Raw genomic sequence first — 12,404 nt, forward strand, 5'->3', positions numbered from 1 at the left:
TTCCCCTCTGCGTCCCGGCGCTTCGGGGTGGGCCGCCCTTTACCGGCGGTGGCGGCCACCCGGTCGGAGGTGTCGGCCGAGCCGCCCGACTCACCGGCGGGGGCGCCCGAGGTCTGGTCGGCGAGGTCGTCGGTCTTGCTGGCATCGCCGCGGCGGAGGAACTTCACGCCGACCAGGCTATTCGATGGCACACCGCCCTGGAAATCCGGTTCGCCGAGTTGTTGTGTCTTGTGCCATACTCCGGCGTTCACCCGCCGCTAACCGGCCGTTTCCGCTCGGCATCCGAGTACGGTCGATAGGGAGCAGAACAAGCACGACTGGTATTCAGCCCGGGTGCGAATGGGTATACGGACTGGGGCGCGACCGCGCGAGAGTGGCAAGATTGGAATAGCCACCCGCGAAGTGGCGTTGACAGCTTCGAGCCGTGCGCTGTTCACGGGATGACCACGGGTCCTGAGGAGACTTCATGACTGCACCGAACGAGACCACCACCCACGGTGTGACGCTGACCGATGCGGCCGCCGGCAAGGCGAAGGCGCTGCTCGATCAGGAGGGCCGCGACGATCTGGCGCTGCGGATCGCCGTGCAGCCCGGTGGTTGCGCCGGTCTGCGCTACCAGCTGTTCTTCGACGACCGCAGCCTCGACGGCGATCTCGTCGCCGAGTTCGGCGGCGTCAAGCTGACCGTCGACCGGATGAGCGCCCCCTACGTGCAGGGTGCCGCCATCGACTTCGTCGACACCATCGAGAAGCAGGGTTTCACCATCGACAACCCGAACGCCACCGGCTCCTGCGCCTGCGGCGACAGCTTCAACTGACCCTCCCCATCAGCGCGGAATCCCCGACCGGGGGTTCCGCGCTGACTGCTGCCCAGGTGAGTCAAACCGGTTGTCGCACAACATAAGTGTTACCGACTGAGACACCCGTGCCGCTCGGGTGGTGAGGTCCCGGTTCGACGGTGTACGTTACGAACGACCGATTTCGCGCGTTCACGGGTCATTCACCCGTGCGTCCGAGATCCGGTCGCCTCCCCGCCGGCCCGCTACGCGTCTGTCGAGCAGCGACGAGGCGTGCGCAGCGCACGACACCGAAGGACCTCCCGTGACCATCGCCGTGTCCGCATCCATTGCGACCGACAACCTCATGCACTTCCCCGGAAAATTCTCCGAGGCGCTGCTGGCGGATCAGCTCGAGCATGTCTCCGTGAGCTTCCTCGTCGACGATCTGAACATCCGCCGCGGCGGCGTCGGCGGAAATATCGCCTACGCGATGGGTCTGCTCGACCGCAATCCCCTGCTGCTCGGCGCGGTCGGCTCCGACTTCGGCGAGTACCGCGAATGGCTGGAGCGCCACGGCGTGGACTGTTCGGCCGTGCTGGTCTCCGAGAAGGCGCACACTGCCCGGTTCATCTGCACCACCGACGACGAGATGGCCCAGATCGCGGCCTTCTACCCGGGCGCGATGAGCGAGGCCCGCGACATCTCGATCACCGAACTCGCCCGCACCCGCGAACTGGAACTGGTGCTGGTCGGCGCGAACGATCCCGACGCCATGCTGCGCCACACCCGCGAATGCCAGGAGCTGAGCATCCCCTTCGCCGCCGACCCGTCGCAGCAGCTCGCGCTGCTGAACGCCGAACAGGCCCGCGAGCTGATCGACGGCGCCGCCTACCTGTTCACCAACGAGTACGAGCTGGGACTGCTGCGGCAGAAGACCGGACTGACCCTCGACGAGATCGGGCAGCGGGTCGGCATCCGGGTCACCACGCTGGGAGCGAAGGGCGTGCAGATCGTCGACCGCGACGGCACCGAGGTCAATGTCGAGGTGGTCCCGGAGCGGTCGAAGGTGGACCCGACCGGCATCGGCGACGCCTTCCGCGCCGGATTCCTGACCGGCCACACCGCCGGGCTCAGCCTCGAGCGCTCCGCCCAGCTGGGCTCGCTCATCGCCGTGCTCGTGCTCGAGACCGACGGCCCGCAGGAATGGGGTCTGCAGCGCGACGAGGCCCTCGATCGGCTCGGCGCGGCGTACGGTCCGGACGCCGCCGCGGAAATCGCGCCGCTGCTGCACTGATCGCCAACGAAAACGTCTGCGCCGCAACGCCGTGCGCTGCGGTGCAATTTCCGCAATCCGCAATTAGGTGATCCGCCGATTCGTCCGCGAGTGTTTCGTTTCCTGCGCACCCCGCACGTGACGATTCACAGTGCGACCGAATGCGCGCCGATCGCCGCCGAGCCATAGGGTGTGCGTATGGGATCCGACCGTGTGTATTTTCGTCAGCTGCTGGCCGGGCGCGATTGGGCCGTGGGTGATCCGATCGCCACGCAGATGCGCAATTTCGCGTATTTGATCGGCGATAGAGACAGCGGCGAGTGCGTGGTTGTGGATCCCGCCTATGCGGCCGGCGATCTCGTGGATATCGCGGAGGCCGACGGGCTGCGCCTGACCGGCGTGCTGGCCACCCACCACCACCCCGACCACGTCGGCGGCACCATGCTCGGCTTCACCCTGCGCGGCGTGCGCGAACTGCTGGAGCGGGTGCAGGTCCCGGTGCACGTCAACGCCGAGGAACTGCCGTGGGTGGCCAATGTCACCGATATCGCGCCGAGCGAGCTGACGGGTCACGATCACGGCGACAAGGTGAGCGTCGGCGGATTCGAGATCGAATTGCTGCACACCCCCGGGCATACGCCGGGCAGCCAGTGCTTCCTGTTCGAGGATCGGCTCGTCGCCGGTGACACGCTGTTCGTCGACGGCTGCGGCCGCACCGATTTCCCGGGCGGCGATTCCGATGCGATGTTCCGCAGCCTGCGGTACCTAGCCGGGTTAGCGGGAGATCCGGTCGTTTATCCGGGCCACTGGTATTCACAGGACCCGAACGCCGCGTTGTCGAACGTGCGCGACAACAACTATGTGATGCGCCCGCAGACATTGGAGCAGTGGCACATGCTGATGCCGGGCTGATAGGTCAGAGCGTGCGCATCCAGCCGTGAATATCGGCGAACGTACCGCGCTGAATTCCGGTCAGCGTCTCCCGCAGCGCCATGGTCACCTCGCCCGGTTCCCCGTCGCCGATTGTGAATTCGCCGTCCTCCGAGCGCACCGAGGCGACCGGGATGACCACGGCCGCCGTGCCGCAGCCGAAAACCTCGGTGATCTCCCCGGATTCGACGCCCGTGCGCCACTCCTCCACCGATATCTTGCGCTCCTCGACCTGGTAGCCGGAGTCGGCGGCGAGGGTCAGCAGGGAGTCGCGGGTGATGCCGGGGAGCAGCGATCCGGACAGTTCCGGGGTCACCAGCCGGGCCTGTGAGCCCGCGCCGAATACGAAGAACAGGTTGTTGGTGCCCATCTCCTCGACGTAGCGGTGGTCGCAGGCGTCCAGCCACACCACCTGGTCGCAGCCCTTGTCGGCGGCCTGCTTCTGCGCCAGCAGCGAGGCGGCGTAGTTCCCGGCCACCTTCGCCTCGCCGGTGCCGCCGGGGGCGGCGCGCACGTATTCGGTGGACAGCCACACCCGCACCGGCTTCAGGCCGCGCGGAAAGTACGCTCCCGCAGGCGATCCCAGGAGCAGGTACTTGTACGCCTCGGCCGGTTTCACCCCGAGGCCGGACTCGGTGGCGAACATGAACGGGCGCAGGTAGAGCGAGTCCTCGCCGCCGCCCTCGGGGACCCAGTCGGCGTCCACCTCCAGCAGCTGCCGCACCGACTCGACGAACAGGTCCTCCGGCAGTTCGGCCATCGCCATCCGGCGCGCGGACCGCTGGAACCGCCGGGCGTTCGCGTCGATGCGGAAGGTCGCGATGCCGCCGTCGGGCTGCCGGTAGGCCTTGAGGCCCTCGAAGATGGCCTGACCGTAGTGGAACACCATGGTCGCCGGGTCCATCTGCATCGAGCCGTAGGGCTCGACCCGCGGATTGGCCCATTCACCGCCGATGTAGTCGATCGAGACCATGTGGTCGGTGAAGTAGCGCCCGAACCCCGGATCCGCCAGCATCTCCTGTCGCCGCGCCGCCGGCGTGGGCGACGGATGCGGAACGCGGGTGAACTGTGCGGCAACGGTCATAGATCCGATCCTAGAACCCGGCGTCCCGCCCGTGATGCGAGGTCCGCCATCTCGAACACATGTGACCTCGAGTGCTGCGCAGACTGCTCAGCTGGGCGGGAGCCTCGCCCGGGACCGGTGGGCAGGTCGCGCGGTGGCCGGTCCGGACACCGATTCCGTCCAGGGCGCTAACGGTCGGCGGCCGTACGCGATGGATCGGTGGGGTCCGAGCAGGAGGGAGCGGGACCGTGCGCTTTCCGGCACAGTGGCGGCACCGCCGATGGGCATACGTCCGCACCGGTGCCGGAGTTCTGGCGGCGATCGCCCTGATGTGCGCGGCGCTGCTGCTCCTGCCGGAGCGAACTGCGCCCGGGCACGACGGTCAGCCCGTGGTCCTGCTGCCGGTCATCTCGACCGTGCCGCCGCCCGCCCCCATCCCGGCCTCCCCGACCGGCTGACCGTAGACGGGCACCCGCGGACCGTGGCGCCGAGCCCGGCCCCTCCGCACCGTGCCGTTTCCCGCGCAAGGCTTCCCGGGATGCATGTGCGACGCGACGAAGCCCAGCCCTGTCCATTACGCGGGCAACGGGCGATCTAGCCGCCAACCCACAGCCGAGGCACCGACCCGCGCGGATCACATGAGACGCCTGGCACAGCTCCTTCGAACACGCCGGACTCACGCTCACCACCGACACCAGCATCGAACGCCTCGACGCCGCAGGCCGACGGACGAGTCCAGCGGCGGCTCGCGCGTGACCACGACAGCACACGCCGATCGAAGCGGCCGCAGGCGACACCGGGACCTCCGTCGGTACCGACCGAGGTCGATCGTCAGGAGGTGTGCGGGGTGACGAACGGTGGCTTCACGACCTCGGCGCGCAGGCGGCGGCCGCGGACGTCGACCTCGACCTCGTCGCCCGGCTCGAGACCGGCGGACTTGTCCAGCAGGGCGAGGGCGATGCCGATCTTGAGGGTGGGCGAGAAGGTGCCCGAGGTGGTCTCGCCGACGGTCTCGTCGCCGCGCAGTACGGTCTGGCCCTGCCGCAGAACACCGCGATCAAGTGCCTTGAGCCCCAGCAGGGTTCGGCGCGCGCCCGCCGACTTCTCCTGCTCCAGCGCGGATTTACCCCAGAACTCCGGTTTCTTCCAGCCGACCGCCCAGCCGCAGCGGGCCTGCACCGGCGAAATGTCCAGGGACAGTTCATGTCCGTGCAGCGGGTAGCCCATCTCGGTGCGCAGGGTGTCGCGGGCGCCCAGACCGGCCGCCTCGCCGCCATTGGCGCGCACCTCCGTGAGCAGGGCGCGGAAGAGCGGTTCGGCATCGGCCCACAAGGGCAGCAGTTCGTACCCGTGCTCGCCGGTGTAGCCGGAGCGGCAGACCCGGACCGGGCGGCCCTCCCACTCGGCATCGGCGTAGGCCATGTACTCCATATCGGTGGGCAGGCCCAGCGCGGTGAGCACCTCCGCCGACTTCGGGCCCTGCACCGCGAACACCGCGTACTCGCGATGCTCGTCGGTGACGGTGATGCCGTCCGGGGCGGTCTTCCGCAACGCCCCGACCACTCCCGCGGTATTGGCGGCGTTCGGGACCAGGAACAACTCGTCGTCGCCGACGTAGTAGACGATCAGGTCGTCGATCACGCCGCCGTCCTCGGCGCAGCACAGCGTGTACTGCGCCTTCCCCGGACGGATCTTCCCGAGATCGTTGGTCAGCGCGGAATTCACGAACGCCGCCGCCCCCGCCCCGCGCACGGTCGCCTTCCCGAGATGGCTCACGTCGAACAGGCCGACGCTCGTCCGCACCGCGGTGTGCTCGGCCACCGTCCCCCCGTACTGAACCGGCATCTCCCACCCCCCGAACGGCGCGAAGGTCGCCCCCAGCTCCACATGCACGTCATGGATAGGTCCCTGCAGCAGCGTCGAGTCGGTCACCAGCCGAGCTTAACCGCACCCCCGCCGCCCGCCGGGCCCACTGCCCGCCCGCGGGTTCAGCCCTGGAACCACATGGGGCGGAGGGTGGGGCCGCCGTCGGGGAGCTGGATGGGCTCGCCCCGCAGCACGAATCCGCAGCGCTCGTACAGGCGGGAGGAGCGCTCCGTGCTGGCTTCCAGATACGCCGGAAGGCCCTCCGCCGCAGCGGCTTTCAGGCGATCGGTGAGGATCGCCGCACCGGCGCCCGAGCCGCGCCGGTGCGGCACGGTGGCGATGGACTGCAGGTAGCGGTGCGGGAACTCCGTCGGGTGGCGCTCGTTGACCGCCGTCAGCACCGCTTCCAGCCGCCGGAACGGGCGCAGGCCCGTGGTCCGGGCCAGCTCCTGGATCTCGGCGTGCTGCGCGTGGTAGCGGTCCAGCGAGGTGACCGTGTGCCACAGCGAGATCGCCCAGATCTCCTCGCCGACACCGGCGACCCAGACCTCGTCGTCGCGCAGGTTCTGCGCGATCATGTCGGGGACGTGGTGTGCCGCGAAGTCCGCGGTGACCTGGGGATTGTCCGCCAGCACCCAGGTCGTCACCGCCTCGTCGGCATTCGCCTCGGCATACGCCGCCGCCACCGCGTCGAGTTCGTCCGCGCCCGCGCGCCGGACCACGATCCGCTCGTCCATCCGCCAACCTCCCGTCGAGAATTCGTCTCCGCCGCGTGGTTGCGGCGGCACGCCCGGCCGCGGCCGGGTACACGTTGTCCCTGGCTAACCGGAACACCGTGTTCGACTGCCAACCTATGGTCTCCCCAGCAGAGTTACGACTATTTCGTCACACTGAATGGTGTGATGAAATCACAGCAGCCGTGCTCGGTCTGCGGCGAGCCGTTCGCTCAGCGACCACGCGGCCGACGCCGCCGCTACTGCTCGCGCTCCTGCCAGGCCCGCGCCTATCGCGCCCGCCGCACCACGCCTGCGCCACCCCGCCGCCCCGCGCAGGCGCACCAGCTCACGACCGTCGGGATTGTCAGGGCCGCAGTCGAATTGGCCGACCGAGAGGACCTCGACGCGCTGTCGATGCGCCGCCTGGCCACGGAACTGGGAGTGGCCACCTCCAGCCTCTACCGGTATTTCACCGACCGCGACGCCCTGCTCGCCGAGATGGCCGAACTGGTCATCGGCGATGCCCCGCCCCCGCCCGCCGAGCCCGCGGACTGGCGGTCGCGGCTCGCGCACGAGGCGCGCGCCGAATGGCGGATGTACCGGCGGCACCCATGGATGCTGCCGCTCCTCGCCCAGACCCGGCCGCCGGTGGGCCCGGCCCTGCTCGACAGCCTGGAGCGATCGTTCGCGGCGCTCGACCACCGTGCGCTGACCCGGGATCAGATGCTGACGATCTACCTGACGGTCTCGGGGCTGGTGCAAGGCCTGGCCCTCCTGCCGGGATCGGAGCGCACCCCGGAGGGGATGGGCTCGCCGTCGGTCGCGGACTTCCGCGCCGCGGCAGCCGATCTGGTCGCGGACGAGACCCATCCCACCCTCGCCCGCTACTTCGATCCCGACCTGGACGGCGAGGGCCTCGATCTGGACTTCGACCAGCTACTCGAGGACGGCATGGCGTTGCTGCTCGACGGGATAGCGTCTCGGCACTTCCCCACCACCCGGCTCGGCGACCCGTATCCGCCCGACCAGTAGCCTTGTCCGCATGACAGCTGTTGCAGATCGTTCGCTCGGACCGGAACTGGCACTCACCGCAACCATCGGCACCGAAACCGATGTGCTCGTCGTCGGACTCGTCACGACCGACGACGGCCCGGCGATCGTTCCCGGCCCGGCGCTCGAGGGCGAGACGGCGTTCGACGACGTCCTGGACGCCGACACGCGGGCCGCGCTGCTGGCGCAGCTGCGGGCGGTCGGCGCGAAGGGCAAGGGCGAGGAGCTGACCCGGATCCCGGCGCCGGAGGGGCTCGGGGTCGCCAGCGTGCTCGCGGTGGGCCTCGGCGCCGCGGAGAAGGCCGACGCCGAGCAGATCCGCAAGTCCGCCGGTGTTGCCGGGCGCGCGCTGTCGGGCTCCGGCACCGCCGTCACCACCCTGTCGGGCCTGGATCTCGGCGCCGCGGCCGAGGGCTTCTACCTGGGCGCCTACACCTTCACCCCGTTCAAGTCCGACAAGTCCGCGCCCAAGCCGGACGAGCTGCCGCTGCAGCGCGTCGAATTCCTCGTTCCCGAACCGGGTTTCGGCGAGGAGGCGCTGTTCCGCGCGCAGGCGACCGCGGAGGCCGTCGCCACCGCCCGCGACTTCGTGAACACCCCGCCCAGCCACCTCTATCCAGCCGAATTCGCCGCGCGGGCACAGGAACTGGCCGAGGCGGCCGGGCTCGAGGTCGAGGTGCTCGATGAGAAGGCCCTCGCGGCACAGGGTTTCGGCGGCATCGTGGGTGTGGGCAAGGGGTCCTCACGCCCGCCGCGGCTGATCCGGATCGCCTATCGCGGCGGCGCCAAGAAGGTCGCGCTGATCGGCAAGGGCATCACCTTCGACACCGGCGGCATCTCCATCAAACCGGCCGCCAACATGGAGAACATGACCTCGGACATGGGCGGTGCCGCGGCGGTCATCGCCACCGTCCTGCTGGCGGCGCGGCTGAGCCTGCCGATCACGGTCACCGCCACCGTGCCGATGGCCGAGAACATGCCGTCGGCCACCGCGCAGCGCCCCGGCGACGTGCTCACCCAGTACGGCGGCACCACCGTCGAGGTGATCAACACCGACGCCGAGGGCCGGTTGATCCTGGCCGACGCCATCGTGCGGGCGGGCGAGGACGAGCCCGACTACCTCATCGATGTCGCGACGCTGACCGGCGCGCAGCTGGTGGCGCTGGGCACCCGCACCCCGGGCGTGATGGGCACCGACGAGTTCCGCGACCGGGTCGCCCGGCTGTCGCAGGAGGTCGGCGAGAACGGCTGGGCCATGCCACTTCCCGCCGAACTGCGCGCCGACCTCAACTCCAAGGTCGCCGACCTGGCCAACGTGACCCCGCACCGCAACGGCGGCATGCTCGCGGCCGGTCTGTACCTGAAGGAGTTCCTCCCCGAGGGCGTGCAGTGGGCCCACCTGGACGTCGCCGGCCCCGCCTTCAACACCGGCGGCCCCTTCGGCTACGTCCCCAAGGGCGGCACCGGCGTCCCCGTCCGCACCCTCATCGCCGTCCTCGACGACATCGCCGCCGAATAGCAGGTTCCCGCACTCCCTGCGTGTTCCCGCACCCTCTACAGGCCCCTGCAAGGGGTGCGGGAACATGCACGGCGTGCGCGGACCTACTTCCATCACCGCGCCGGGCCCAGCGCAGCCGATGCGCGACGACCCCTACGACGCTTCACGCACGGCTTATCCGACCCCGCACCCACTACACGGCCCTGGAGCTGGTGCGGGAACGCGTAAGGCGTGCGGGAACAGAGGGCGTTCAGGGGCGGCGGGTGGTGCGGTAGGTGGCGGGGGGTTGGCCGTGGACTCGTTTGAAGGCTCGGGAGAAGGCGAATTCCGAGGCGTAGCCGACGCTGCGGCCTACCGACGCAACGGAATCCGCGCTGTCGCGCAGGCGGCGGGCGGCCAGTTCCATGCGCCAGCGGGCCAGGTAGGTCAGGGGCGGCTCACCGACGAGGGTGGTGAATCGACGGGCCAGGGTCGCGCGGGAGACGCCGACCCGGTCGGCAAGGTCGGCCAATGTCCATGGGCGCGAGGGGTTTTCGTGCAGCAGCGCCATGACCCTGGCGATCTCGGGGTCGTGCAGCGCCGCCAGCCAGGAGGCCGCGGCCTCGGTGCGCGATTCGGTCCAGGCGCGCAGCGCGTGGATGAACAGGACGTCGACGAGCCGGTCCACCACCGTCTGCGCACCCGGCCGCTCGGCCTCCACCTCGGCGGCCAGCAGAGTGAGGGTGGCGGCCAGCTCGGGGCGGTGCGCGGACTGCGCCGCCGACAGGTGCACCACCGGCGGCAGCAGCGTGAACAGCGGATGCGAGCCGTAGTCGTCGTAAAGATAAGCGCCACATACGGTTCGAGTGTGTGATCCGGGTCCGTCCAACGCGATCGCGCGGCGGCCGGGCGGCGGCGCGATCTGCGCGTACGGCGTCAGCGGCGCGTCGGGAACGCTCGCCAGCCCGTGCCCGCCGCCGGTCGGTAGCAGCACGAAATCACCGGCGGCCAGGTGCAGTGGATCGGCGGCCGCGCGCACGAGCCAGCAATCACCGTCGAGAACCGCGTGGAACGCCGCCATCGGCACGTCGTCCAGCCGCACACCCCATTCCCCCGCGGCCGTCAACTGCGCCAGCACCACGCCGCGGACTCCGGTCGCCGCGAGGACATCGGTCAGCACATCCATGGCCGCCCCAGTACCCGAGGTCGCCGCCCCCGCGCATCCGCGGCACACCGCGCGGCCAGAATCCGAGCCCCCCGCTCCGGATCGAGGGTTGCGACGCGCGGTGCAGCCCCCTCGGTACGTAGGACAACGGCCGGAAGTTCGCCCATACACGCGGGTTCCGGGGCGCCGCCGAGATCGTCGCTCAGGTCGGCCGACCCGGTGAGGCGGAGTCGGCGGTCGACACGTCCGAACCCCGCTTCGGTGGCCTCGCCCAGCGACATGAGACGTGCTGCTATGGATATGCGATCCTCGATCATGGTCGTTCCGAGCGTCGGTACATAGCCTCGATCCTATGGCAGAAAGCTACGCGGACAACCTGATTCGGTTCCAGAAACAATATGAAGGGGTACTTCCGGAGGAGCTGGTGCAGCGGGCGCAAGCCCATGCCGAAAGTCTCAGCGATCTGGGTACCGGCGCGCTCGCCATCGGCGACCTCGCCCCGGACTTCACCCTCACCGACCATCGGGGCGAACGGTTCGCCCTCACCGATGCCCTGCGCGACGGCCCGGTCGTGCTGTCGTTCTACCGCGGCGGCTGGTGCCCGTACTGCAACGTGCAGCTGCACACCCTGCAGACGGCGCTGCCCCAGTTGCGCACCCACGGAGCGCGACTGGTGGCGGTCTCGCCGGACTCCCCCGACGATTCGCTGACCACCGCCGAGCGCAACGGCCTGGAGTTCGAGGTGCTCTCCGACCCCGGCAACCACGTCGCGCGCGCCTACGGGCTGCTGTTCACGGTGCCCGCCGATGTCCGCGACATCTACCGCACGGCCGGAGCCGATCTCGACGCCGCGAACCCGGAGTTGCCGATCCCGGCCACCTACGTCGTGGGCACCGACGGGCGCATCCTGTACGCGCACGTCGACGGGGACTATCGGAATCGAGCGGAAGCGGACGACATCCTGAAGGCGCTCGCCGACCAGGGGATCGTCGGCGACTCCGCCTGACCCATCGGCCGATCGTCCGGACCAGGCGCGGGATTCCTCACCTCCCCTCTTATTTCCGGAGGCATGCCGGACGGCGCCCAGGGCACGACACGACGACCAGGAGGCACGACGGGACGGAGACCCGGCACCCCTCACGGGCCGGTATCGCCGCCCAAGTCCCGCTCCAGCGCCCGCTTCCGCTCTATGCGGCGGCGGGCGTCGTAGTCGCGCATGCGTTGCGGGTAGCCGGTGCGGCCGACGTCGTAGACGGGAATGCCCAAGCGACCCGACAAGCGCCGCGCGCCCTGCTCCCCCACGACGCGCCTGGTCCATTCACCATCCGTGGCAACAAGAACCACCGTGACATCGGTCACGGTGGTTTTCGGTTCCACGAAGGCCTCCACCCCGATGTGGGTACGCACCCAGTTGTCCAGATAGCGGAAATCACCGGCATCGGCGCCGCCCGGCCCGCTGCGGCGGAAACGATCCAGCAAACCCATCCCCGCCCCACCTCCTCGTTTCACAAACCGGACACGCTCGGACCCGGTCCATCGATACTGCCAGCAGGACGGCGTCCGCGTCGGGACCTGCGTACGCTCGCGGCGAACACGGGCGCGGGCGCGGGGTACCGCCCGGGACACGGCCCGCCCTGTGCTACGCGCCGCGGCGGCGAGTGCAAGGATGGAGAGTCGGAACAAGAACCACGGTTCTCCGGTGCCACAGAATGATCGGTGGCAGTTCGGACCTCCGCCGCGACCAACGGCGGACGCCCGCCGAGAGACGAACTGTTGTAGACCCGTCGAGCAGTTAGAGGAGTCAACGGACATGGCCTTCTCCGTCCAGATGCCAGCGCTTGGTGAGAGCGTCACCGAGGGCACCGTGACCAGGTGGCTGAAGCAGGAAGGAGACACGGTCGAGGTCGACGAGCCCCTGCTCGAGGTCTCCACCGACAAGGTCGACACGGAGATTCCGTCGCCCGCCGCCGGTGTGCTGACCAAGATCGTGGCCCAGGAGGACGACGTCGTCGAGGTCGGCGGCGAGCTCGGCGTGATCGGCGAGGCCGGTGAGGCCGCCGCGTCCGCCCCCGCCCCGGCTCCCGAG

General features: G+C 69.7%; 13 protein-coding genes. 8 read left to right on the forward strand and 5 right to left on the reverse strand.

Features of this window, described 5'->3' with window-relative positions; all coding sequences use genetic code 11:
- Window positions 1-466 precede the first annotated feature (466 nt).
- The 3 genes from NM1_RS40155 to NM1_RS40165 all read left to right on the forward strand — a co-directional run bounded on the left by NM1_RS40155 (window position 467) and on the right by NM1_RS40165 (window position 2,963).
- Window positions 467-817 (forward strand): iron-sulfur cluster assembly accessory protein, encoded by a 351-nt coding sequence (locus tag NM1_RS40155; protein ID WP_068033002.1) that lies wholly within the window; start codon window positions 467-469, stop codon window positions 815-817.
- A gap of 283 nt (window positions 818-1,100) precedes the next feature.
- Complete coding sequence (locus NM1_RS40160; protein WP_068033004.1) at window positions 1,101-2,072, forward strand: carbohydrate kinase family protein; 972 nt, start codon at window positions 1,101-1,103, stop codon at window positions 2,070-2,072.
- Between the two features lie 177 nt (window positions 2,073-2,249).
- Window positions 2,250-2,963, forward strand: coding sequence for an MBL fold metallo-hydrolase (locus tag NM1_RS40165; protein ID WP_068033006.1), 714 nt, complete (start codon window positions 2,250-2,252; stop codon window positions 2,961-2,963).
- A gap of 4 nt (window positions 2,964-2,967) precedes the next feature.
- On the opposite strand, the gene NM1_RS40170 is transcribed toward NM1_RS40165, so the two are convergent.
- Window positions 2,968-4,065, reverse strand: a complete 1,098-nt coding sequence (locus tag NM1_RS40170) for a branched-chain amino acid aminotransferase (RefSeq protein WP_068033007.1) — start codon at window positions 4,063-4,065, stop codon at window positions 2,968-2,970.
- 227 nt (window positions 4,066-4,292) lie between these two features.
- Between NM1_RS40170 and NM1_RS40175 the strand changes: the two genes are divergently transcribed.
- A complete protein-coding gene (locus NM1_RS40175; protein WP_068033010.1) occupies window positions 4,293-4,502 on the forward strand; it encodes a hypothetical protein in 210 nt (69 codons plus the stop codon).
- 373 nt (window positions 4,503-4,875) lie between these two features.
- On the opposite strand, the gene gcvT is transcribed toward NM1_RS40175, so the two are convergent.
- Complete coding sequence (gene gcvT, locus NM1_RS40180) at window positions 4,876-5,976, reverse strand: glycine cleavage system aminomethyltransferase GcvT (protein WP_068033012.1); 1,101 nt, start codon at window positions 5,974-5,976, stop codon at window positions 4,876-4,878.
- A 56-nt stretch (window positions 5,977-6,032) separates the two neighbouring features.
- Entirely contained in the window at window positions 6,033-6,647 is a 615-nt protein-coding gene (locus NM1_RS40185) for a GNAT family N-acetyltransferase (RefSeq protein WP_068033013.1), read from the reverse strand.
- Between the two features lie 165 nt (window positions 6,648-6,812).
- Between NM1_RS40185 and NM1_RS40190 the strand changes: the two genes are divergently transcribed.
- Window positions 6,813-7,658 carry a TetR/AcrR family transcriptional regulator gene (locus tag NM1_RS40190; RefSeq protein ID WP_068033015.1) on the forward strand — a complete coding sequence of 282 codons (846 nt, stop codon included), beginning with the start codon at window positions 6,813-6,815 and terminating at the stop codon, window positions 7,656-7,658.
- A gap of 10 nt (window positions 7,659-7,668) precedes the next feature.
- Entirely contained in the window at window positions 7,669-9,195 is a 1,527-nt protein-coding gene (locus tag NM1_RS40195; RefSeq protein WP_068033017.1) for a leucyl aminopeptidase, read from the forward strand.
- Window positions 9,196-9,424: 229 nt separating this feature from the next.
- Here NM1_RS40195 and NM1_RS40200 read toward each other — a convergent pair whose 3' ends face one another.
- Window positions 9,425-10,339 carry an AraC family transcriptional regulator gene (locus tag NM1_RS40200; protein ID WP_068033019.1) on the reverse strand — a complete coding sequence of 305 codons (915 nt, stop codon included), beginning with the start codon at window positions 10,337-10,339 and terminating at the stop codon, window positions 9,425-9,427.
- A gap of 331 nt (window positions 10,340-10,670) precedes the next feature.
- Between NM1_RS40200 and NM1_RS40205 the strand changes: the two genes are divergently transcribed.
- Complete coding sequence (locus NM1_RS40205; RefSeq protein WP_068033021.1) at window positions 10,671-11,324, forward strand: peroxiredoxin-like family protein; 654 nt, start codon at window positions 10,671-10,673, stop codon at window positions 11,322-11,324.
- A 131-nt stretch (window positions 11,325-11,455) separates the two neighbouring features.
- On the opposite strand, the gene NM1_RS40210 is transcribed toward NM1_RS40205, so the two are convergent.
- Complete coding sequence (locus NM1_RS40210; RefSeq protein ID WP_068033023.1) at window positions 11,456-11,803, reverse strand: oxidoreductase; 348 nt, start codon at window positions 11,801-11,803, stop codon at window positions 11,456-11,458.
- 325 nt (window positions 11,804-12,128) lie between these two features.
- Between NM1_RS40210 and NM1_RS40215 the strand changes: the two genes are divergently transcribed.
- Window positions 12,129-12,404, forward strand: a 276-nt coding sequence (locus NM1_RS40215; protein ID WP_303757420.1) for a biotin/lipoyl-containing protein, incomplete at its 3' end; no start/stop codon positions are given.

This window comes from Nocardia mexicana NBRC 108244, from assembly GCF_001613165.1.
Classification (GTDB): Bacteria; Actinomycetota; Actinomycetes; order Mycobacteriales; family Mycobacteriaceae; genus Nocardia; species Nocardia mexicana.